General features: G+C 66.3%; 17 protein-coding genes. 13 read left to right on the forward strand and 4 right to left on the reverse strand.

Going from position 1 to position 22,422, the window contains the following annotated elements; translation table 11 throughout:
- Positions 1-25: 25 nt before the first annotated feature.
- A complete protein-coding gene (gene purU, locus P5G52_RS05770) occupies positions 26-940 on the reverse strand; it encodes a formyltetrahydrofolate deformylase (protein ID WP_301225488.1) in 915 nt (304 codons plus the stop codon).
- 125 nt (positions 941-1,065) lie between these two features.
- Here purU and P5G52_RS05775 point away from each other — a divergent pair, with 125 nt between their 5' ends.
- From P5G52_RS05775 to P5G52_RS05835, 13 genes are all read left to right on the forward strand, one after another.
- Complete coding sequence (locus tag P5G52_RS05775; RefSeq protein ID WP_301225490.1) at positions 1,066-1,743, forward strand: GntR family transcriptional regulator; 678 nt, start codon at positions 1,066-1,068, stop codon at positions 1,741-1,743.
- A gap of 114 nt (positions 1,744-1,857) precedes the next feature.
- Positions 1,858-3,156 (forward strand): serine hydroxymethyltransferase, encoded by a 1,299-nt coding sequence (glyA, locus tag P5G52_RS05780; protein ID WP_301225492.1) that lies wholly within the window; start codon positions 1,858-1,860, stop codon positions 3,154-3,156.
- On the forward strand, positions 3,153-4,373 hold the full coding sequence (locus P5G52_RS05785; RefSeq protein ID WP_435868646.1) for a sarcosine oxidase subunit beta family protein: 1,221 nt from the start codon (positions 3,153-3,155) through the stop codon (positions 4,371-4,373). Before glyA ends, P5G52_RS05785 begins: the two co-directional genes overlap by 4 nt.
- A 14-nt stretch (positions 4,374-4,387) precedes the next feature.
- Positions 4,388-4,807, forward strand: coding sequence for a sarcosine oxidase subunit delta (locus tag P5G52_RS05790; RefSeq protein ID WP_301225495.1), 420 nt, complete (start codon positions 4,388-4,390; stop codon positions 4,805-4,807).
- Positions 4,804-7,758: a 2Fe-2S iron-sulfur cluster-binding protein gene (locus tag P5G52_RS05795; RefSeq protein WP_301225497.1), complete on the forward strand. Its 2,955-nt coding sequence runs from the start codon at positions 4,804-4,806 to the stop codon at positions 7,756-7,758. The genes P5G52_RS05790 and P5G52_RS05795 overlap by 4 nt, the downstream gene beginning before the upstream one ends.
- A complete protein-coding gene (locus tag P5G52_RS05800) occupies positions 7,751-8,386 on the forward strand; it encodes a sarcosine oxidase subunit gamma (RefSeq protein WP_301225499.1) in 636 nt (211 codons plus the stop codon). Before P5G52_RS05795 ends, P5G52_RS05800 begins: the two co-directional genes overlap by 8 nt.
- Before the next feature lie 170 nt (positions 8,387-8,556).
- A complete protein-coding gene (locus P5G52_RS05805; protein WP_301225501.1) occupies positions 8,557-9,954 on the forward strand; it encodes an L-serine ammonia-lyase in 1,398 nt (465 codons plus the stop codon).
- Between the two features lie 294 nt (positions 9,955-10,248).
- Positions 10,249-11,448 (forward strand): pyridoxal phosphate-dependent aminotransferase, encoded by a 1,200-nt coding sequence (locus tag P5G52_RS05810; protein WP_301225503.1) that lies wholly within the window; start codon positions 10,249-10,251, stop codon positions 11,446-11,448.
- On the forward strand, positions 11,445-12,404 hold the full coding sequence (locus P5G52_RS05815) for a 2-hydroxyacid dehydrogenase (protein ID WP_301225505.1): 960 nt from the start codon (positions 11,445-11,447) through the stop codon (positions 12,402-12,404). Before P5G52_RS05810 ends, P5G52_RS05815 begins: the two co-directional genes overlap by 4 nt.
- A gap of 163 nt (positions 12,405-12,567) precedes the next feature.
- A complete protein-coding gene (locus P5G52_RS05820) occupies positions 12,568-13,152 on the forward strand; it encodes a TetR/AcrR family transcriptional regulator (protein ID WP_301225507.1) in 585 nt (194 codons plus the stop codon).
- A 349-nt stretch (positions 13,153-13,501) separates the two neighbouring features.
- Positions 13,502-15,205, forward strand: coding sequence for a choline dehydrogenase (gene betA, locus P5G52_RS05825; protein ID WP_301225509.1), 1,704 nt, complete (start codon positions 13,502-13,504; stop codon positions 15,203-15,205).
- Between the two features lie 33 nt (positions 15,206-15,238).
- The gene (locus tag P5G52_RS05830; protein ID WP_301225511.1) at positions 15,239-16,795 is read left to right on the forward strand and encodes an aldehyde dehydrogenase family protein; all 1,557 of its coding nucleotides are present in this window, start codon (positions 15,239-15,241) and stop codon (positions 16,793-16,795) included.
- 148 nt (positions 16,796-16,943) lie between these two features.
- Positions 16,944-18,494, forward strand: a complete 1,551-nt coding sequence (locus P5G52_RS05835; protein WP_301228666.1) for an APC family permease — start codon at positions 16,944-16,946, stop codon at positions 18,492-18,494.
- A 150-nt stretch (positions 18,495-18,644) separates the two neighbouring features.
- Here P5G52_RS05835 and P5G52_RS05840 read toward each other — a convergent pair whose 3' ends face one another.
- The 3 genes from P5G52_RS05840 to P5G52_RS05850 all read right to left on the reverse strand — a co-directional run bounded on the left by P5G52_RS05840 (position 18,645) and on the right by P5G52_RS05850 (position 22,324).
- Positions 18,645-19,592, reverse strand: a complete 948-nt coding sequence (locus P5G52_RS05840; protein WP_301225513.1) for a phosphoglycerate dehydrogenase — start codon at positions 19,590-19,592, stop codon at positions 18,645-18,647.
- A 107-nt stretch (positions 19,593-19,699) separates the two neighbouring features.
- On the reverse strand, positions 19,700-21,073 hold the full coding sequence (locus tag P5G52_RS05845; RefSeq protein ID WP_301225515.1) for a cation:dicarboxylate symporter family transporter: 1,374 nt from the start codon (positions 21,071-21,073) through the stop codon (positions 19,700-19,702).
- An 84-nt stretch (positions 21,074-21,157) separates the two neighbouring features.
- Positions 21,158-22,324, reverse strand: a complete 1,167-nt coding sequence (locus P5G52_RS05850) for a mandelate racemase/muconate lactonizing enzyme family protein (RefSeq protein ID WP_301225517.1) — start codon at positions 22,322-22,324, stop codon at positions 21,158-21,160.
- Positions 22,325-22,422 lie beyond the last annotated feature (98 nt).

Genomic DNA, 22,422 nt, shown 5'->3' on the forward strand with positions numbered 1-22,422 from the left:
TCTCTGCTGGTCTGGTGGTTCGTGCTTACCGGAACACGACGGTGCTGGTCCGGTCCAGCAGCACGCGGTGCTCGCAGTGCCACCGCACCGCGCGTGAGAGTGCCAGTGCTTCGGCGTCCTGGCCGACCGTCGAAAGGGCGGTCGGTCCATAGCTGTGGTCGACCCGAATGACTTCCTGTTCGATGATGGGTCCTTCGTCCAGTTCCGCGGTCACGTAGTGGGCCGTTGCGCCGACGAGCTTGACGCCGCGATCGTAGGCCTGGTGGTAGGGGCGTGCACCCTTGAACCCAGGAAGGAACGAATGGTGGATGTTGATCGCACGGCCCTCGAGGGCACGGCAGAGGTCGTCGGACAGGACCTGCATGTACCGGGCGAGCACCACGAGGTCGATGTCATGCTCGTCCACCAGTTCCAGCAGGCGTTGTTCAGCAGCCGCCTTCGTCTCAGGAGTGACCGGGAGGTAGATGAAGGGGAGGCCGGCGGCCTCGGCCATCGCCCGGTGGGTCTCATGGTTGGAGACCACGAGGGCGATCTCACCCCCCAGGCTGCCGCCGCGCCAGCGGAAGAGCAGGTCGTTCAGGCAGTGGCCGAACTTGGACACCATCACGAGGATGCGTTGCTTCGTCTGGTCATGGAAGCTGAACTTCATGTCGAAGCGGTCGGCGATCGGGCGGAACTCCTCCTGGAGCCGCTCCGGGTTGTAGGCAGAGGAGCCCGAGAAGGCGGAGCGCAGATGCAGTGTCTGGCGGAGGCCGTCATCGAACTGCTGGTGCTCGTCGATGTTGAAACCACGTTCGAAGAGAAAGGTGGTGACCGCCTGGACGATGCCCGCACGTTCGACGCACGACAAGGTTAGTACGAACTTCTGCGTCTGGTCTTCCACGTGGGCCTCCGACTGAGGCAGCGTGCTGGTCGATGAATCTGTCGCCACTAGGGTCATGTCCCCTCCTTCTGGATATATTCCAATGTCTACGACTGATATATTAGGACTGGAAGAGAGCGTATACTGGTTTCGCGGGAAGGGTCAAGAGCCTTCCCGGTTCGAAGGGGAGAGGGGTTCACGCCATGGCGTTCGAAGTTCTGGCAATCGCTGATGCGGCCAAGAGGTCGTTGGCTGACGTAGCCTACGAGCGCATCCGGGACCGGCTGCTGATGCTCGACATCAGGCCCGGCGACCTCATCAACGACGACGACCTCGCCAAGGAGCTGGGCGTCGGCCGGACCCCGGTGCGTGAAGCCCTGAAGCGGCTGGAGCTGGACCGCCTCGTCGTCTCCTATCCGCGGAGGGGTACTTTTGCCACCAGGGTGGAGGTCACCGATCTCGCGTTCATCTCCGAGATCCGTACCCAGCTCGAGCCTCTTGCCGCCTCCCGGGCAGCGCGGGTGGCGTCGGAGTCGATGAAGGAGCAGTTGCGGGCCGTGATCCGCGCGGTCGAGTCCTTCGACACGAGTGCCGCTTCGGTGGTCGAGACCCTGCGCCTGGACGCCCGCGTGCACCAGGGCATCTACGCGGCCGCCGGCAACCCCCACCTCGAAGACGTCCTGATCCGCTACGACAATCTGGCGACGCGGATCTGGTGCATGGTCCTGGACCGCCTTCCCGACCTCTCCCGCCACGTGCATGAGCATGTAGACCTGCTGCGCGCGGTCATCGACGGCGACGAGGCCCGGGCCGCGGAGCTCGCGCGGGTCCATGTCAGTGGTTTCGAGCACGCGGTGCGCGAAGCGCTGTTCGCCGCCTAGCCCGGATTCCCCGAACCGTCCGCCAGCTGTTGACACCCTTCGGGGTCGGTAGAATACTTGTGTCCAATCACTAATATATCAACCGGATATTAGTTGCAGACTTAGGAGAAAACGATGGTCGACGTTCTGACCCGCTCGCTCGCAGAGACCGATCCGCAGGTCCACGCCGCCGTGCAGCAGGAACTGCTACGCCAGCAGGGCACTCTCGAGATGATCGCCTCCGAGAACTTCGCCCCGACTGCGGTCATGGAGGCGCAGGGATCCGTCCTGACCAACAAGTACGCCGAAGGCTACCCGGGCAAGCGCTACTACGGCGGCTGCGAGCACGTCGACGTCATCGAGCAGCTGGCCATCGACCGCCTCACGTCCTTGTTCGGCGCCGAATTCGCCAATGTGCAGCCCCACTCAGGTGCCCAGGCCAATGCAGCGGCGATGTTCGCCCTCATCCAGCCCGGCGACACCATCCTGGGGCTGAACCTCGCGCACGGTGGTCACCTGACACACGGAATGCGCATCAACTTCTCCGGCAAGCTCTACAAGGTCGTCCCGTACGGGGTGCGTGAAGAAGACCACCTGATCGACATGGCCGAGGTCGAGCGCCTGGCGGTCGAGAACAAGCCGCAGCTGATCGTCGCCGGCTGGTCCGCCTACTCCCGGCAGCTGGACTTCGCCGAGTTCCGCCGCATCGCGGACCGGGTAGGTGCCTACCTGATGGTGGACATGGCACATTTCGCAGGTCTGGTGGCTGCAGGACTCCACCCCAGCCCCGTGCCGCACGCCCACATCGTCACGAGCACCACCCACAAGACCCTCGGCGGCCCGCGCGGTGGTGTGATCCTGACCAATGACGCCGCCATCGCCAAGAAGGTCAACTCCGCGGTGTTCCCCGGACAGCAGGGCGGCCCGCTGGAGCACGTCATCGCCGGAAAGGCTGTCGCGTTCAAGCTCGCTGCCGAGCCGGAATTCCGCGACCGCCAGGAACGCACTCTGGAAGGCGCCCGCATCATCGCGGAACGCATGCTGTCCGCCGATGTTGCGGAGTCAGGTGTGACCGTGGTCAGCGGTGGCACGGACGTGCACCTGGTCCTGGTGGATCTGCGCAATTCGGAACTGGACGGCCAACAGGGCGAAGACCGTCTGCACCGGATCGGCATCACCGTCAACCGCAACGCCGTGCCTTTCGACCCGCGTCCGCCCATGGTCTCCTCCGGTCTCCGTATCGGCACACCGGCGCTGGCCACGCGTGGCTTCGGCAGGACGGAGTTCACCGAGGTCGCGGACATCATCGCCGCGGCACTCAAGCGCGAGTTCAGCGACGAGACCGTCGCGGAACTCCGGCAGCGGGTCGAGATCCTGGCCGGCAAGTTCCCTCTCTACCCCAACCTCTCCTCCGACGCGACCGAGGTGGCATGATGGCCGATCTTCTTCCGGAGCACCCGGAATTCCTGTGGCACAACCCCGAGCCCAAGAAAAGCTACGACGCGGTGATCGTCGGCGGCGGCGGGCACGGGCTTGCCACCGCCTACTTCCTGGCCAAGAACCACGGCATGACCAACATCGCCGTCCTGGAGAAGGGGTGGCTGGCCGGCGGCAACATGGCCAGGAACACCACCATCATCCGCTCCAACTACCTCTGGGACGAGAGCGCGGCCATCTACGAGCACGCCCTCAAGCTGTGGGAGATCCTGCCCGAAGAGCTCGAATACGACTTCCTGTTCAGCCAGCGCGGTGTGATGAACCTGGCCCACACCCTGGGGGATGTCCGCGAGAGCATGCGCCGGGTCGGAGCGAACAAGCTCAACGGCGTGGACGCGGAGTGGCTCGACCCCCAGCAGGTCAAGGAACTGTGCCCCATCCTGAACATCAGCGACAACATCCGCTACCCGGTCATGGGCGCCACGTACCAGCCGCGCGCCGGCATCGCGAAGCATGACCACGTGGCCTGGGCCTTCGCGCGCAAATGCGACGAGCTCGGCGTGGACATCATCCAGAACTGCGAGGTCACGGGGTTCCTGAAGGACGGAAACCGCGTGGTGGGCGTCGAGACCACCCGGGGGACAATCCATACCGAGAAGGTCGGGCTGTGCGCCGCCGGCCACAGTTCGGTCCTGGCGGAGATGGCAGGCTTCCGGCTGCCCATCCAGTCCCATCCCCTGCAGGCACTGGTCTCCGAACTGCACGAACCGGTCCACCCCACCGTGGTCATGTCGAACCACGTGCACGTCTACGTCTCGCAGGCCCACAAGGGCGAACTGGTCATGGGCGCCGGCGTCGACTCCTACAACGGGTACGGCCAGCGCGGATCCTTCCACGTGATCGAACACCAGATGGCTGCCGCCGTCGAGCTGTTCCCCATCTTCGCGCGGGCGCACGTGCTGCGGACCTGGGGCGGGATCGTCGACACCACGCTCGATGCCTCACCCATCATCGGCACGACGCCGGTGGACAACATGTTCGTCAACTGCGGCTGGGGGACCGGCGGATTCAAGGGAACTCCCGCGGCCGGGCTCACCTTTGCCCACACCATCGCCACGGGGACGCCGCACGAACTGAACAAGCCGTTCGCGCTGGAGCGGTTCGAGACCGGCGCCCTGATCGACGAACACGGCGCGGCCGCCGTGGCCCACTAGAAGAGAGTCCGGACATGCTCCTCATCTCATGCCCCAACTGCGGCTCCCGCGACGAGACCGAATTCCACTACGGTGGCCAGGCCCACGTGCCCTACCCCGAGAATCCGGCAGCGCTGGACGACCGCCAGTGGGCCGAGTTCCTGTTCTACCGCGACAACACCAAGGGTGCCTTCGCCGAACGCTGGCTCCACAGCACCGGCTGCCGCCAGTGGTTCAACATGCTCCGTGACACGGTCACCTACGAGATCCAGGCCGTCTACCCCATGGGCGCGGCCCGTCCGGACAGGGCCGCCGCGGCACCTGAGTCCGGCACCGCCAGCACCGCCCCGGACAGCACCACCACCGGGACCGCGGCTCCCGACATCTCCGGCACGAGCACGGCCCCCGCCACCTCAGCAGCCGGCACCACCGCCCCGGAAGGAGCATCCAAGTGACTTCCCAGAACGCCCGCCTCGCCACCGGCGGGCGCATCGACCGCACCATCTCCTGGCGTTTCACCGTGGACGGCGAGGAGTTCACCGGGCATCCCGGGGACACCCTCGCCTCGGCGCTGCTCGCCAACGGCCGGATCGCCGTCGGCAACTCGCTGTACGAGGACCGCCCCCGAGGGATCATGTCCGCCGGAGTCGAGGAATCGAACGCCCTGGTGAAGGTGCACCCACGGTTCCCCGGCCATGTGGCCGAGTCCATGCTCCCGGCCACGACCGTCACCCTGGTGGACGGCCTGAAGGCGGAGCTGCTCAACGGACTGGGCAAGCTGGACCCGGAGGATGACCGCGCCGAGTACGACAAGAAGTACGTCCACACCGATGTCCTGGTCATCGGCGGCGGTCCCGCCGGCCTGGCCGCCGCCCGCGAGGCCGTTCGCACCGGCGCCCGGGTGATGCTGATGGACGACCAGCCCGAGCTCGGCGGATCCCTCCTCTCGGGGTCCACGGCTCCCGGCCTGGCCGAGGTCATCGAAGGCAAGCCGGCCCTGGAGTGGGTGGCTGACATCGAAGCCGAACTCGTCTCGGGCTCCGAAACCACCGTCCTGAACCGGACCACCGCGTTCGGCGCCTACGACGCCAACTACGTCATCGCCGTCCAGAACCGCACCGACCACCTCTCCAGCCCCGCAGCACCCGGAGTCTCCCGGCAGCGTATCTGGCACGTGCGTGCCGCGCAGGTGGTGCTGGCCCCGGGCGCCCACGAACGCCCCCTGGTCTTCGAGAACAACGACCGCCCAGGGATCATGCTGGCCTCCGCCGTCCGCAGCTACCTCAACCGCTACGCCGTCGCCGCCGGACAGCGCGTGGTCATCAGCACCACCAACGACAGCGCCTACGCCCTCGCGGCGGACCTGCGCGCCGCCGGCGTCGAGGTGGCGGCCGTCGTGGACGCCCGCCCGGGCCTCACCGACGTGGCAGCCGCCGCCGCCGACGCCGGCACCCGGGTGCTGACCGGCAGCGCGGTGGCGAACACCACCGCGGACGGCACGGCAGGCAGTGACGGCCGCCTGACCGCCGTCACCGTCCGCGGCATCACCGACGACGGCGAACTCACCGACGCCGTCGAAGAGATAGCCTGCGACCTGCTGGCGGTTTCCGGCGGGTGGAGTCCGCTGGTGCACCTGCACTCCCAGCGGCAGGGCAAGCTGCGCTGGGACGATGAGCTGGCCGCTTTCGTGCCGAGCACCGTGGTCCCGAACCAGCAGACCATCGGCTCCGGCCGCGGCAGCTTCGAACTCGAGGATGTCCTGGCCGAAGGCATCTCCGCAGGCGTAACCGCCGCCACCGCCGCCGGCTTCGAGTCCGCCACGCAGCCGTCCGCCATCGGCGAGCCGAAGTCCTCCGCCCCGACCCGCCAGCTGTGGCTGGTCCCGGGCCAGGCCGGTACGCCGGACCAGTGGCACTCCCACTTCGTGGACTTCCAGCGCGACCAGTCCGTGGCCGATGTCCTGCGCTCCACCGGCGCCGGCATGCGCTCGGTGGAACACATCAAGCGCTACACCTCCATCAGCACCGCCAACGACCAGGGCAAGACCTCCGGCGTCAACGCGATCGGCGTCATCGCCGCGGCACTTCGCACCGCCGGCGAAGCGTCCCGTGGGATCGGCGACATCGGCACGACCACGTACCGCGCACCGTTCACCCCCGTCGCCTTCGCGGCACTGGCCGGCCGCCAGCGCGGCGAACTGTTCGACCCCGCACGCAAGACGTCCATCCACCCGTGGCACGAGGCGCACGGTGCCCTGTTCGAGGACGTGGGACAGTGGAAGCGTCCCTGGTACTACCCGCACGCCGGCGAGGACATGGACGCAGCCGTGCTGCGCGAGTGCGCGGCCGTCCGCGACTCCGTAGGCTTCATGGACGCCACCACCCTCGGGAAGATCGAGATCCGCGGCAAGGACGCCGGTGAATTCCTCAACCGGATCTACACCAACGCCTTCAAGAAGCTCGCCCCGGGTTCCGCCCGCTACGGGGTCATGTGCATGGCGGACGGCATGATCTTCGACGACGGCGTGACCCTCCGTCTCGATGACGACCGCTACTTCATGACCACCACCACCGGCGGCGCCGCCAAGGTACTGGACTGGCTGGAGGAATGGCTCCAGACCGAATGGCCCGACCTCGACGTGCACTGCACCTCGGTGACCGAACAGTGGAGCACCATCGCCGTCGTCGGCCCCCGATCCCGGGCCGTCATCGCCAAGCTGGCACCGGAGCTGGAGGCGGACGGGGGGCTGGAGGCGGAAGCCTTCCCGTTCATGACCTTCCGCGAAACCACCCTCGCCTCCGGCGTGCGGGCCCGGGTCTGCCGCATCTCGTTCTCCGGCGAACTGGCCTACGAGATCAACGTGCCGTCCTGGTACGGGTTGAACACCTGGGAAGCAGTGGCAGCCGCAGGCGCCGAATTCGGCATCACCCCCTACGGCACCGAGACCATGCACGTACTCCGCGCCGAGAAGGGCTACCCGATCGTCGGTCAGGACACCGACGGCACCGTCACACCGCAGGACGCGGGCATGGAATGGGTGGTGTCCAAGGCCAAGGACTTCATCGGCAAGCGATCCTATGCCCGGGCCGATGCCGGGCGCGAGGACCGCAAGCACCTGGTCAGCGTGTTGCCCGTGGACCGTTCCTTCCGGCTCCCCGAAGGCACCCAGCTAGTGGAGCAGGGCATCAGCACCGACCCTGCCTCCGGTCCCGTCCCCATGCAGGGCTTCGTCACCTCCAGCTACCACAGCGCCGCCCTGGAGCGGACCTTCGCCCTGGCGCTGATCAAGAACGGCCGCAACCGCATCGGCGAGACCCTGGTGGCCGCCGCAGGCGACCGGCTGGTCGACGTCGTCGTCGCCGAAACCGTACTTTTCGACCCCGAAGGGACCCGCAAGGATGGCTAACACAGCAGCACTCAACGGCATCAATGGACTTCGGGACATCCGACGCAGCCCCGCCTCCCACCTGACCGCCGCGCTGGAGGCCGGCTCCATCGAGGGGACGGTGGTCCTCCAGGAGGGCCCGTTCCAGACCATGGTGGGCCTCCGCGTGAACCCCCGCTCCGAGGAGGGCGCACGGGTCGCCGCCGTCGCCGGCAGCCTGCCGGTCCGCTGCGGTGACGTGGGCGGCACCGACGGCGTTCGGGTCCTCTGGCTGGGGCCGTCCGAGTTCCTGGTGGTCGCACCGGAGGACGCCCACGACTCGCTCGGTGGAACCCTCATCGATTCCCTCACCGCCGCCCTGGGCGGGGCCCCGGGCCAGGTGGTGGACCTGTCCGCGAACCGCACCACGTTCGAACTCTCCGGCGCCCGGGCCCGTGCCGTCCTGGAGAAGGGCTGCCCCCTGGACCTGCACCCGCGCAGCTTCCCCACGGGAACAGCACTGAGCACCGAGGTGGGCAACATCCCGGTAGTCCTCGAGAAGACCGGGGAGGAGAGCTTCCGGATCTTCCCCCGCGCCTCCTTCGCGGACTTCCTGGGCCGGTGGCTCCTCGATGCGATGCGCGAGTACGCCTCCCCCGAGGTCCCCTGACGGTCCCCAGTCCCGGCCGAGCTGTCCGGATCGCTCGGTGCCACCGCGACGGGCGACAGGTCGGACGTGTGATCCGTCCGGCGGTTCTCGTGGCTCCTGGTCAGGTGGATCGCCCATGCTCTTTTCCGGCAGGATCATCTGCCGACCCCTGGACACGAAGGAACTGCACCATGGCTGTAGGAGTTTTCGATCTCTTTTCCATCGGGATAGGACCTTCGAGCTCGCACACTGTCGGACCGATGCGGGCCGCCGCGGTGTTCAGCGAAGAACTGAAGGCCTCCGGCATCCTTGCCGATGTGGCAGCACTGCGGGTCGACCTCTACGGGTCCCTCGCTGCGACGGGGCACGGGCACGGAACCATGACGGCGATCCTTCTCGGCCTTGAGGGTTTCCACCCCGAGGTGATCCAGCCCGAGGAAGTGGAGGAGCGGCTGGCAACCATCGCCGGCACCGGCATCCTGCAGCTCGGTGGAAGCGTGTCCTTGCCCTACGGGGTCGGGGACATGGTCCTGCGCCCCCTGACGATCCTGCCGCGGCACACCAACGGCATGACCTTCACCGTCTACGGTCCGGCGGAGCAGGTTCTCCATACGGCCACGTTCTTCTCGGTCGGCGGAGGTTTCATCGTGCGGGACGGCGAGGAGGACGCCGCCCGGCAGGAACTCGAAACCTCGAAAAAAGAACTTCCGCTCCCGTTCCGCACCGCTGCAGAGCTGCTGGAACACTGCCGTCGGACCTCCCTCGGTATCAGCGACGTGATGCTGACCAATGAGAAGGACAGCCGCACGGAGGAGGAGATCCGGCAGGGACTGCTCCACATCTATTCGGTCATGGAGAGCTGCGCAAAGGTCAGCCTCACCCGTGAGGGACTGCTGCCCGGCGGGCTCAAGGTCCGTCGGCGCGCCCCCGACTGGCATGATCGCCTGCTGAAGGAAGACAAGGACCACGACCCCGCGTACTGGCAGGAATGGGTGAACCTGATAGCTCTTGCCGTCAACGAGGAGAACGCCTCCGGGGGCAGGGTGGTCACCGCTCCGACCAACGGAGCGGCGGGCATCATCCCCGCAGTGCTGTACTACGCCCTGCATTTCGCGCCCGGCATGCAGGACGCCGACCAGCGCGATCGCGACGACGTGGTGGTCAGGTTCCTCCTGACCGCCGGTGCTGTCGGAGTCCTCTACAAGGAACAGGCCTCGATCTCTGGCGCAGAGATGGGCTGCCAGGGCGAAGTGGGCTCTGCGTCGTCGATGGCTGCCGCCGGCCTGGCCGAAGTGATGGGCGGCAGCCCGTCCCAGGTCGAGAACGCGGCCGAGATCGCCATGGAACACAACCTCGGCCTGACCTGCGATCCCATCGGTGGTCTGGTCCAGGTGCCCTGCATCGAACGGAACGCCATCGCCGCGGCGAAAGCGATCAATGCCGCCAAAATGGCGCTCTGGGGAGACGGCGTACACCGGGTGTCCCTCGACGAAGTCATCATCACCATGCGGGAAACCGGCAAGGACATGAGCTCCAAGTACAAGGAGACGGCCATGGGTGGGCTGGCCGTCAACGTGGTGGAGTGCTGAACAGCGATGACAAGGCATGAGAATCTCGTCGGTCGGGGCACGCGCCCGAGACCACCCGTAGAAGCACGCTTGCGGGCACCGCGTGGACGTCAACAGGTCACGGACTGTTTCGTCGCTCTCACTGCCCTTCTGCTCATGTCGGTCATCCTGTACTTCACGTTCCAGTACGACGCCTGGTGACCCGCTCTGGTATCCACCGAAGCCGGCAGGAGATGCCCACCCGCTGCCGCCATGACGCAGAAGCAGCAAATCATTACTAAAAAAAATCGATCACGATCTCGATGAGGAGACAGCATGCAGCAACTCGCGAACCGGCTCGAACGTCTGGGCACCGAAACCGCTTTCAGCGTCGCCCAGGCCGCAGCGGCCTGGAAGTCGAAGGGGAACCTCGTGTACCCCTTCCATCTCGGTGACATCAACATCCCGACGGCCCCGCATATCGTCGAAGCCATGAACCGGGCCATCGCCGACGGCCATACGGGCTATTGCCCGGGTCCCGGCATCCCGCAGTTGCGCGAGGCACTCGCCGAGGACATCGGGGGCCGTCGGGGTATCGAGTTCACCCCTGACAACGTGGTGGTGATGACGGGCGGCAAGCCCGTGATCACGAAATTCCTGCAGGCGGTCATGAACCCCGGCCAGGAAGTGCTCTATCCCAACCCCGGCTTCCCGATCTACGAATCGCAGATCGAGTACCTCGGTGGCACAGCGGTGCCGTACCGCTACCTGCCCACCAGCGAGGGCTTCGCGATCGACCTCGACCAGGTGCGCACGTCGATCACCCCGAAGACTGTCGCGATCATCTACAACGACCTGCAGAACCCCATCTCGGCTGAATCGACGCCGGCCGAGCGGGAAGCGATCGCCCAGCTCGCCCAGGAGCACGACCTGTGGGTACTCTCCGATGAGGCGTACTTCGAGACGCGCTACGAGGGTGTCTCCAGCTCCATCGCCTCGCTCCCCGGCATGATGGAGCGCACCGTGATCCTCTACACGTTCAGCAAGAAGTTCGCCATGACGGGATCCCGCCTGGGCTGCGCCGTCGCCCCGGTCGAGATCGCCAGAATTCTGAGCACACTCAACACCAACGATGAGTCGTGTACGACGCACTACGTTCAGTGGGCCGGTATCGAAGCCCTCCGTGGCACCCAGGAACCCGTACAGCAGATGCTCGAGATCCTGCGCGAGCGACGCGATGCCGCCTGCGAACTCGTGAACGACATCTCCGGCGTGCAGGTCGCCGTGCCGAAGTCGACGTTCTACCTCTTCCCCGACGTCACCGAGGCCATGCAGCGCATGGGGTACACGGCAGTCGGCGACTTCGCCTCCACAGCTCTCCACGAGACCGGTGTCTCCTTCTGCACCCGTGAGCACTTCGGACGCCGCCAGCCGGGCGAAGAGCGGCAATACATCCGGCTCGCCTACTCGGGCATCGACGTCGCCGACATCCGCGACGGCCTCGGCCGCCTGCGCAAGTGGATCGAGACGGCATGAGCCGGGTCGTCGTCACGGGACGCGTACCCGAAGCCGCTATCGAGAAGCTTCGCGCCGAGCACGAGGTCGACGCCTGGCAGGGTCAGGAGTCGATCGGACGCGAGGAGCTCCTGCGCCGGGTAGCCGGTGCCGACGCCGTGGTGAGCCTGCTCACCGAACGCGTCGACTCCGAGCTGCTCGACGCCGCCGGCCCCCAGCTCAGGGTGGTCGCGAACGTGGCCGTCGGCTACGACAACATCGACGTGCCGGCCTGTACAGAACGGGGCATCGTAGCCACCAACACCCCTGGCGTCCTCACGGACGCCACAGCCGACATCGCGTTCGGCCTGATCCTTCTGGCGACCCGCCGGCTCGGCGAGGGCGAACGGCTCATCCGCTCCGGCCAGCCCTGGAAGTGGGGCATGTCCTTCCTGCTCGGCAGCAGCCTGCAGGGCAAAACCCTCGGCATCGTCGGCATGGGCGGCATCGGCCGGGCCACCGCACTCCGGGCCAAAGCCTTCGGCATGGACATCGTCTACCAGTCGCGCAGCGAGATCGATCCGAGGATCGCCGCAGAGCTGGGCGCCCGGCGCGTCGACCTCGACGAGCTGCTCGGTATCTCCGACATCGTCTCCCTCCACTGCCCCTACGGGCCTGCCACCCACCACCTGATCGGCGCCGAGCAACTCGCGGCCATGAAGGACTCGGCCTACCTCATCAACACCGCCCGCGGACCCATCGTCGACGAAGCAGCCCTCACTTCCGCCCTTCGCGGGAAACAGATCGCCGGCGCAGGACTCGACGTCTTCGAGAACGAGCCCCGCGTGCACCCCGGACTGCTCGAACTCGAGAACGTCGTGCTCGTCCCACACCTCGGCTCCGCCACCGTGGAGACCCGTACCGCCATGGCAATGCTCGCAGCAGACAACACCCTCGCCGTGCTCAGCGACGAACGACCACCCGCGCCGATCAACTAGAGGTGACCAGCGCACACGCGGGAGACGGCAACGGCATCAGTGGATTTCGGGAGGCAGCCCCGCTACCCGCCCGGCCACCGCGCCGGAACCCGTCGTGTGCGGCAGGGTGGGGCGCCGCTGTCGGCGGGATGCACCGTCACCCCTTTGGCCATACTCTGGCCGAGTGAGTACAAACACCGTGAAGTCCGGCCAACAGATCGACAGGCAGGCGCGCATTCTCGAAGCGGCGCTCGAGCTGCTGTCGCGCCACGGCATCTCAGGTGTCAATATGCGCGCGGTGGCCCGGGAAGCCGGCGTCGCTCTCGGGCTGGTGAACTACTACTACGAAGACAAGATGAGCCTGATCCGTGCGGCCCTGCACAGTGTGGACAAACACGACCTCGCTCTGGTTGCGCCGGACCCGGCGCTGCCCCCGGACGAACAGCTCCGGAATGCCCTGCGCCGGGTTGCGGGCCCGGAACTCCTGACCACGCGGTACCTGTCCCTGCGCCTTCATCTGTGGGCGCTTGCCAAGGCGGACGATGATTTCGCCCTGATCAACGCCGCGGCCTTCGACCGGTACCTGGACGGGCTTGCCGCCCTGATAGGAGAGGCCAAGCCTGGGCTGCCTGCCAAGGAATGCAAAGAGCGGGCCGCCGACATCGTCGTCCTGCAGAACGGCATGTGGCTGACCGCGCTCCTCGGTGTGGACAAAGAATCCATTCGGCGGAGCATCGCCCGCACCGAGGAGATCGCCTTCGCGGCATAGCGGCCGCGAACCACCACTCTCCGGCACGGCGGCACCATGCAATCCCTGAGGTTATGCCTGACTCAGGTCCCGTCACATACCGGCAGAAGCGCGACACACGGAAAGGGCAAGGGCGCATTCCCGCACCTCAGCGCAGGCCTGATGTTTCATGACCGTAAATTTTGAACGCTTGTCCAGTTTTTCTGTTGAACAGTCGTTCAAGGTGCACTACTCTCCCTGAATATGACCTACGCCACATCAGGGGATACCGCGGATCCTCCGGCTGACATGGTCAACCTTTCGCTTTCGAAAGAACAACGACCCGCCCTGGCCACTGTGACCGGCGCGAGGTAGAAGGAGAGTTTGCAGCATGACAAAAACCAGCTACGACTACGTCATTGTCGGCGGCGGAAGCGCGGGCTCCGTACTGGCCAACCGTCTGAGCGATGGAGGCCAGAGCAGCGTCCTGGTCCTCGAGGCCGGACGAAGCGACTACCCCTGGGACCTTTTCATCCAGATGCCGGCCGCGCTCACCTTCCCCAGCGGCAACCCGCTCTATGACTGGCGCTACGAGTCGGACCCGGAGCCCCATATGGACGGCCGCCGCGTGGCACATGCCCGGGGCAAGGTCCTGGGGGGCTCGAGCTCCATCAACGGCATGATCTTCCAGCGCGGCAACCCTTTGGATTACGAGCGCTGGGGCGCCGACCCCGGCATGGAGACCTGGGACTTCGCGCACTGCCTGCCGTACTTCAACCGGATGGAGAACGCACTCGCCGCCGACCCGGATGATGAGCTCCGCGGGCATGACGGCCCGCTGGTCCTGGAACGCGGCCCCGCCACGAACCCGCTGTTCCAGGCCTTCTTCGCCGCCGCCCAGGAAGCCGGTTACCCGCTGACGGACGACGTCAACGGGTACCGCCAGGAAGGCTTCGCGGCCTTCGACCGCAACGTGCACAAGGGCCAGCGGCTCTCGGCATCCCGCGCCTACCTGCGGCCGAACTTCGGCCGGGACAACCTGACCGTCCTCACCCGGGCACTGGCCACCAAGATCAACTTCACGGGCAACGTGGCTACCGGCGTCACATACCGTCGCAACGGCAAAACCCACCAGGTGAACGCGGGTGAGGTGATCCTGGCCGGCGGCGCGATCAACACCCCGCAGCTGCTCCAGCTCTCCGGCGTCGGCGACGCCGCCCACCTGAACTCCCTGGGCATCAACTCCGTGGCCAACCTGCCCGGCGTCGGGCAAAACCTCCAGGACCACCTCGAGGTCTACATCCAGCACGCCTGCACCCAGCCGGTGTCCATGCAGCCGGCCCTGGATGTCTGGCGTATGCCGTGGATCGGCATGCAGTGGCTGCTGGGCCGGAAGGGACCGGCCGCCACCAACCACTTCGAGGGCGGCGGCTTCGTCCGCTCCAACGAGGATGTCGCGTACCCGAACCTGATGTTCCATTTCCTCCCGGTCGCCGTCCGCTACGACGGCCAGAAGGCCGATGCCAAGCACGGCTACCAGGTGCACATCGGCCCCATGTACTCCGACGCCCGCGGCACCCTCAAGATTACGTCCACCGATCCCACCGTGCACCCGTCCATGGTTTTCAACTACCTCTCCACGGACCAGGACCGCCGCGAATGGGTCGAGGCCGTCCGTGTGGCTCGCGACATCCTGGGCCAGTCCGCCATGGGCCCCTTCAACGGGGGCGAGCTCTCTCCGGGGCGGTCCGTGCAGACGGACGCGGAGATCCTCGACTGGGTCGCCCGCGACGCCGAGACAGCCCTGCACCCGTCCTGCACGGCGAAGATGGGTCCCGAGTCCGATCCCATGGCCGTCGTGAACCCCCTGGACATGACCGTCCACGGCACCAAGGGCCTCCGCGTGGTGGACGCGTCCGCCATGCCTTACGTCACGAACGGCAACATCTACGCGCCGGTCATGATGCTCGCCGAGAAGGCGGCCGACCTGATCGCCGGCAAGACCCCACTGGCGCCGCAGCACGCGGAGTTCTACCGGCACGGCGTCAGCCCGCTGGAGCGCACCGGCGACGCCGCCCCTGCGGCCAGGGGCTAGGAATGCCGGATGCACACACTAGAAGGAGAAACAATGACTGCCACGGCTGAGCACGTCCACCAGGCCGGGACATCGCAGGCCATCAAGGGCCTCTACATCGGCGGAACCTGGCAGCAGGCGTCCGACGGCGGCACCGCATCCGTGCGCTGCCCGGCAGACGGGCGCGAAGTAGCAGTCGTCGCGGCATCCACCGCGGAGGATGCCGAGCGGGCGATCGCCAGCGCGCGGGCAACTTTCGATGGTGGCCCGTGGCGCAGGCTCACGGATATCGAGCGGGGTGCCGTGCTGCTGCGCGTGGCCGACCTGCTCGAGCGGGACAAGGCCGCCTACGCCCGGGCGGAGGCGCTCGACACCGGCAAACGTCTCGTCGAGGCCGAGTACGACATGGACGACATCGCTGCCTGCTTCCGCTACTACGGAAAGATCGCCGGCCTCGATGCCGGCAGGGTGATCGACACGGGCCGGCCGAACGCCATCAGCCGCGTGGTCTATGAGCCGCTGGGCGTCTGTGCCCTCATCGCACCGTGGAACTACCCGCTCCTCCAGGCCGCCTGGAAGGTGGCGCCGGCACTCGTCGCCGGGAACTCGTTCGTGCTGAAGCCCAGCGAGCTCACGCCGTCCACGTCGATCCTCCTGATGGAAACCCTCGAAGAGGCAGGCGTCCCTGCCGGCGTCGCCAACCTCGTCACCGGATCCGGCTCGACAGTGGGCGGCCCACTCAGCTCCGACCCGCGCGTCGACCTCGTCTCCCTGACCGGAAGCCTGGCCACGGGCCAGACGATCATGGCTGCGGCCGCGGAGACAGTCAAGAACGTCGCCTTCGAACTTGGTGGAAAAAACCCGAACGTCGTCTTCGCGGACGCGGACTGGGACGCCGCCGTCGACAACGCCCTGACCGCCATCTTCCTGCACTCCGGGCAGGTCTGCTCGGCAGGGGCGCGGCTCGTCATCGAGGAGTCGATTGCGGACCGTTTTGTGGCCGAGGTCGTGGACCGGGCGAAGAAGATCCGGATGGGCGGGCCGTTCGATCCCGACGCCGAGACCGGGCCACTCATTTCCGCCAAGCACCGGGACCAGGTCCACGCCTACGTCCAGGCCGGCATCGCGGAGGGCGCCGAGCTCCTGTGCGGGGGATACATCCCCGACGAGGGGCCGCTCGCCGACGGCTATTTCTACCCGCCCACCGTACTCGGCAACTGCCGCTCCGGCATGAGCGTACTGCGCGACGAATCGTTCGGCCCCGTGCTGACCGTCGAGACGTTCCGGACCGAGGATCAGGCAGTCGCGATCGCGAACGATACCGAGTACGGCCTGGCCGGCGCGGTATGGACCTCGGACGCCTCCAAAGCGCAGCGTGTCGCCGGCGCCCTCCGGCACGGAACCGTGTGGATCAACGACTACCACCCGTACGTACCGCAGGCCGAGTGGGGCGGCTTCGGGAAGTCCGGGATCGGCCGTGAACTCGGCCAGGCGGGCCTCAACGAGTACCGCGAGGCAAAGCACATCTGGCAGAACATCCAGCCCGCGCCCAGCGGCTGGTTCGGCACGGCTCCGGCTCCGAAGGAAACGGGGGAGGGCGCGGCCGAGTAGGCAACAGCATTGGGGAAACAGCCGGGCGCCGCAACGGCGCGGCGCCCGGTCTCGCCTGCGCCCAAAGGCGGTCGCAGGCCACCATCGTGCTTTTCTGACTTAGGAGTTTCAATTGGCGGAACCCAGCAAGAGTACTGATTCAAGCGGCATGGACCAGTTCGGCTATGCCCAGACCCTGGACCGGAGCATCGGCAAGTTCGCCAGCTTCGCGGCCGGAGTCAGCTACATCTCCATCCTCACCGGCGTTTTTCAACTGTTCTATTTCGGTTACTCCATGGCTGGCCCGGCCTACGCCTGGTCCTGGCCGATCGTCTTCGTCGGGCAGCTGATGGTGGCCCTGTGCTTCGCCGAACTGGCAGGGCGTTACCCTGTGGCCGGTTCGGTCTACAACTGGGCCAAGAGGCTCTCCTCCGGCACCGTCGCCTGGCTGGCCGGGTGGCTGTTGTTGATCTCCTCGATCATGGCCCTGGGCGCCGTGGCGCTGGCACTCCAGCTCACACTGCCCCAGATCTGGTCCGGGTTCCAGTTCATCGGTGACGGCACCGGCACCTACGACTTCGCCCTCAACGGGGTGATCCTCGCGAGCACCATGATCGGCATCTCCACCCTCATCAACGCCTTCGGCGTGAAACTCATGACCAAGATCAACAGCGTGGGCGTCTTCGTCGAACTCGTCGCCGCGGTGTTGCTCATCCTCGCACTGGCATGGCATATCGTCCGCGGACCCGGCGTGCTCTTCGAGACCACGGGATTCGGGACCGACCACCCCTTGGGCTTCTTCGGAGTCTTCATCATCGGCGCCATGGCATCGGGCTACGTGATGTACGGCTTCGATACTGCAAGCTCCCTCGGCGAGGAGACCAAGGACCCCAAGCGCACGGCACCCAAGGCCATCCTGCGGGCTATCACCGCATCCTTCGTGCTGGGCGGACTGATCCTGCTCACCGGACTCCTCGCCGCCCCGGACCTGAAGGATCCCAAGCTGGGCTCGGCCGACGGCGGCCTGCAATACATCGTGCTCTCCGTGCTGGGCGGCCCCTTCGGCAAAGCCTTCCTGCTGTGCATCGTGGTGGCCGTCATGGTCTGCACGCTGGCCGTCCACGCAGCCGCCATCCGCATGATGTTCGCAATGGCCCGGGACAACAACCTTCCGTTCAGCCGCCACCTGGGCAAGGTGCACCCCGTCCGGAAGACTCCGACGGTCGCCGCCATCGTGATCGGCGTCATCGCGGTCATCCCGCTGATCGTGAACGTCTCCCAGCCGGCCATCTTCACCATCCTCTCCAGCATCAGCATCGTCCTGATTTACCTCTCCTACCTGCTGGTGACTGTGCCCATGCTGCGGAACCGCCTGACCAGGAAGTGGCCGCTGCCCGATGACGGCACCGAACCCGGCTTCAGCCTCGGCAAGTGGGGACTGCCGGTGAACATCCTCGCGGTCCTGTGGGGCGGCGCCATGACACTGAACCTCATCTGGCCGCGCTCGGAGATCTACAACTCCGTGCCGCCGTTCGAGTGGTACCTGCAGTGGGGCGGGGTTCTCTTCGTCGCTGCCGTCATCATCACCGGCGTCCTGATGTACCGACTGAAGCTTCGGCACCGGACGGGTGTCCTCGCCGGGCATGCAGCCGCAACACCAGCACCTCCGTCGCGGAACTCCGCCGAGACGAGATCGCTGGCGTCCACCGAACTCGTCTAGGCCGCGCTGTCCTGCTCCCCATTGCACCTCTTGGAGGTGCAATGGGGAGCAGTCGCAAGGCGACTCCACCCCGGATTGTCCAGACGCTGTCTGGACAATCCGGGGTGGAGCCCGTCCGGCATGAGGGACCATCCTCGCCGGTGTCCGAGTTCAGCGGTCGACCGGGTGTGCGGGTTCTCGGTTTTCGAGGACGTCGATGACGGCCCGTGCGGCTGCGAGCCCGGCCCGCGCCCGTGCCTCGATCGTCTGTCCGCCGAGGTGCGAGGTGATGACCACGTTGTCGAGTCCCCGAAGGGGGCTGTCGCCGGGGAGGGGTTCGGTCTCGAGCACATCCAGGGCGGCACCGGCGATCGTGCCGTCGGACAGTGCGGCGGCCAGGGCTTCTTCATCCACGAGTGAACCGCGGGCCGTGTTGATGAGGACCGCGGTGGATTTCATCCTTTGTAGACGGGGTGCATCGATGAGTCTGCCGGTGTCCTGGCCTGCGCGGGTGTGCAGGGAGAGGTAGTCGGCGTCGCGGAGGACGGTGTCGACATCAGCGAACTGGACCGCGGGGTTATCGCGATCGGGGTGGGTGGTACTGACCAGGACCCTCATACCGAGGGCTGCGCCGAGGCTCGCCGTGGCGCGTCCACTGGGGCCGTAGCCGATGATGCCCAGGGTGGAACCGCGCAGTTCATGGCCGGCTTCGCGGGGCCAGTGGCCTTGCCGGACCGCGGTGGTGACTTCGGGGAGGCGGCGTGCGGCCATGATGACGAGCCCGATGGTCAGTTCAGCGACCGAGTGGTGGTTCGTTCCGGGGGCGTTGCATACCCTGATCCTTCGGGCTGTGGCGGCCGGTACATCGATGGAGTCGTACCCCACCCCGCTGCGGGCGATGACCTGCAGGGCAGGGGCATCGGTGAGCATGTCGGCGGTGACCGGTTCGCCGGCGAGGATCGCTCCGGACATGCCGTCGAACAACGAGCGGCGTTCCTCGAGGGTCCGTGGTCCCCGGTACGGAGAGTAGACCGGCGCGAGACCGTGGTCGCGCAGGAGCTGGTCAACGGTATCTCCCGGGTGGAGGTAGTCGGTGGTGATCAGGATGCGGGCGGTCACGGTGCGGTCAGGTCCTCTTTGTATAGGGTGCGGATGCGTTTCCGGCAGCGGCAGTCGGTCACGCGGAAGGGCCGCCGCGGTGCGCGGCGGCCCTGCCCGGTGCAGTATCAGTGGACGTCGACCTTGTCGGTTTCCACGGTGGGCGGTGTCTTTGCTCCGATTGCGTTCTTCTTCGGGGCCTGGGCGTGCAGGGCCTTGCGGGCCTGTTCCGGATCGTAGTCCTTCTCCCACTTGCCGACGACCACGGCTGCCATCACGTTGCCGAGGACGTTGATGAACACCCGGCCTTCGTTCAGGAGCCGGTCGATGCCGACGATGAGGGCGAGGGCCGCCAGCGGGATTCCTCCCACCGAGCTCAAGGTGCTGGCCAGGACGATGAACGCGCCGCCGGCGATGCCCGCGGTGCCCTTGCTGGTGAGCATCATGACGCCGACCATGACGAGCTGCTGTTCCCAGGAGAGGTCCATGCCGACGGCCTGGGCCAGGAACACCGAGGCCATGGTCAGGTAGACGGCGGACCCGTCGAGGTTGAAGGAGAACCCCGACGGGATCACGATGCCGACGGTGGACTTGCCGACGCCCATGGCCTCGAGCTTCTTGATCAGCTGCGGAAGCACCGCTTCGCTGGAGCAGGTGCTCAGGGCTATCAGCAGTTCTGCCTTGAAATAGCGCATCACCGTGAAGATGTTCAGCCCGCAGGCACGGGCGATGAGGCCCAGGATTACCAGGACGTAGAGGACGCAGGTCGCGGTGAACAGCAGGACGAGATAGCCCAGTTGCTGCAGGCTCTGGGTGCCGTAGTTGGCCACCACGGCCGCCAGCGCGCCGAACGTTCCGATGGGGGCAAGGCGCATGACCCAGCTGACGATCTTGAAGATCACCGTGGACAGTGCCTGGATGCCCCGGGTGAGGAAGGCACCGGCGTCACCGGAGACGTTCATGGCGGCACCGAACACGATGGAGACCATCAGTGCGGCGATGATGGTGTGGCCGGTCAGGGCCCCGAACAGTGATTCCGGAATGATGTTGCTGACGAATTCGATGCCATCGAAGCTCTTGTTGGCGGCCTCGGGAACCTTGCTGGAGTCCAGCTGCGATGGATCGATGTTCATGCCGTCCCCGGGGCGGAAGACGTTGGCGACGACCAGGCCGATCAGCATGGACACCAGCGAGAGGGCGAGGAAGTAGCCCAGCGCCTTCACCCCGATGCGGCCGGCTTTGCGCAGGCTGTCCATGGACGCGATGCCAAGGGACACGACGCAGAACACCACGGGAATGACGATCATCTTCACTAGGGCGATGAACCAGTCACTGAGCGGTGTGAGTTGTTTGCCGACGGAGGGCAGGAACAGGCCGACGGCGATGCCCAGGACGGCGCCCAGAACGACTTGGAACCAGAGTTCGCGAATCAGCCGGCCGAACCGGGATCGCTGCTGGGGCTGGGCGGAATCCTGCGGGTTCTGCATGATGTGGGACGACATCGTGGTGCTCCTTTGCACGTCGGACTGAAGATATTGGTGGGGTGCGGTCCCGGGCAGTGACACCACCCGGGACCGGGGCACTGGTCAGTTGTGGAGTGCGCGCAGGACCTTGTAGAACTCGGCCTTGCCTTCAAGCCCGATGCCAGGCAGATCGCCCGGGGCCACCCGGCTGTCGACGATCACGGCGTCATCGGTGAAGCCGCCGGTGGGCTGGAACTCACCCGGGTAGGACTCGTTCCCGCCGAGCTTGAGGGCTGCTGCGATGTGAAGGGAGAACTGGTGTCCGCCGTGGGGGATGCAGCGGCGTGAGGACCAGCCGTGCTGGGCGAGCATGTCCTGGATCCGGCGGTATTCGGTCAGGCCGTAGCTCAGGGCCGGATCGACCTGGATGAAGTCGCGGTCAGGGCGCATTCCGCCGTAGCGGACAAGGTTCCGGGCGTCCTGAAGGGAGAACAGGTTCTCCCCGGTCGCGATCGGATTGCGGTAGTGCTCGGAGAGCGTGGCGTTCAGGGCGTAGTCCAGCGGGTCGCCGACTTCCTCGTACCAGAACAGCCCGTACTGGTCGATGGCCTTGCCGTACGCCAGCGCCGTCTCCAGGTCGAACTTGCCGTTGACGTCCACCATCAGGCGGGAACCGTCGCCGTCCAGTACCTCGATCACGGCTTCGATGCGGCGGAGGTCCTCGGCCAGGTCGGCTCCTCCGATCTTCATCTTGACCACGTTGTAGCCCTTGGCCAGGAAGCCCCGCATTTCGTTCTGGAGGTCCTCGAGGCTCTTGCCGGGTGCATAGTAGCCACCGGCGGCGTAGACGAAGACGTCCTTGTCCGGGTTTCCGTCACCGTAGTGATCCGAGATCCACCGGTACAGCGGGACGCCGGCGATCTTCGCGGCGAGATCGTGCAGGGCCATGTCGGCCACACCGACAGCGACCGAGCGTTCACCGTGGCCGCCCGGCTTCTCGTTGGACATCATCAGGTCCCACGCCTTCTCCGGCGAGAGCTGGCCGTCCTCGTCGAGAAGATCCTCGGACGGAGCATCCATGATGCGCGGAAGAATGCGGTCTTTCAGGATGCCCGTTGCGTTGTAGCGACCGTTGGAGTTGAAGCCGTAGCCGACCAGAGGTTCTCCATCGACGAAGACGTCGCTGACCAGAGCGAGGATCGTGCAGTCCATCTTGGTGAAGTCGATGAAAGCGTTCCTGATCGAGGAACTGATGGGGATGGTGCCGACGTGGGCGGAAACAATTTTCATCTTCGAATCTCTCCTGAGTAGTTTCTTATTTCTTATAAGACTGAGGTGCCGAGGCTGACCTTGAAAGCAGGATTGGGAGGGCCAGGCGAATATCTTAT

It is taken from the genome of Arthrobacter burdickii (assembly GCF_030433645.1).
GTDB lineage: Bacteria > Actinomycetota > Actinomycetes > Actinomycetales > Micrococcaceae > Arthrobacter_D > Arthrobacter_D burdickii.

Coding starts and splice junctions, on each gene's coding strand:
- purU (WP_301225488.1), bottom strand. CDS start 940: ATGACCCTAGTGGCGACAGATTCATCGACCAGCACGCTGCCTCAGTCG.
- P5G52_RS05775 (WP_301225490.1), top strand. CDS start 1,066: ATGGCGTTCGAAGTTCTGGCAATCGCTGATGCGGCCAAGAGGTCGTTG.
- glyA (WP_301225492.1), top strand. CDS start 1,858: ATGGTCGACGTTCTGACCCGCTCGCTCGCAGAGACCGATCCGCAGGTC.
- P5G52_RS05785 (WP_435868646.1), top strand. CDS start 3,153: ATGATGGCCGATCTTCTTCCGGAGCACCCGGAATTCCTGTGGCACAAC.
- P5G52_RS05790 (WP_301225495.1), top strand. CDS start 4,388: ATGCTCCTCATCTCATGCCCCAACTGCGGCTCCCGCGACGAGACCGAA.
- P5G52_RS05800 (WP_301225499.1), top strand. CDS start 7,751: ATGGCTAACACAGCAGCACTCAACGGCATCAATGGACTTCGGGACATC.
- P5G52_RS05805 (WP_301225501.1), top strand. CDS start 8,557: ATGGCTGTAGGAGTTTTCGATCTCTTTTCCATCGGGATAGGACCTTCG.
- P5G52_RS05810 (WP_301225503.1), top strand. CDS start 10,249: ATGCAGCAACTCGCGAACCGGCTCGAACGTCTGGGCACCGAAACCGCT.
- P5G52_RS05815 (WP_301225505.1), top strand. CDS start 11,445: ATGAGCCGGGTCGTCGTCACGGGACGCGTACCCGAAGCCGCTATCGAG.
- betA (WP_301225509.1), top strand. CDS start 13,502: ATGACAAAAACCAGCTACGACTACGTCATTGTCGGCGGCGGAAGCGCG.
- P5G52_RS05830 (WP_301225511.1), top strand. CDS start 15,239: ATGACTGCCACGGCTGAGCACGTCCACCAGGCCGGGACATCGCAGGCC.
- P5G52_RS05835 (WP_301228666.1), top strand. CDS start 16,944: ATGGACCAGTTCGGCTATGCCCAGACCCTGGACCGGAGCATCGGCAAG.
- P5G52_RS05845 (WP_301225515.1), bottom strand. CDS start 21,073: ATGTCGTCCCACATCATGCAGAACCCGCAGGATTCCGCCCAGCCCCAG.
- P5G52_RS05850 (WP_301225517.1), bottom strand. CDS start 22,324: ATGAAAATTGTTTCCGCCCACGTCGGCACCATCCCCATCAGTTCCTCG.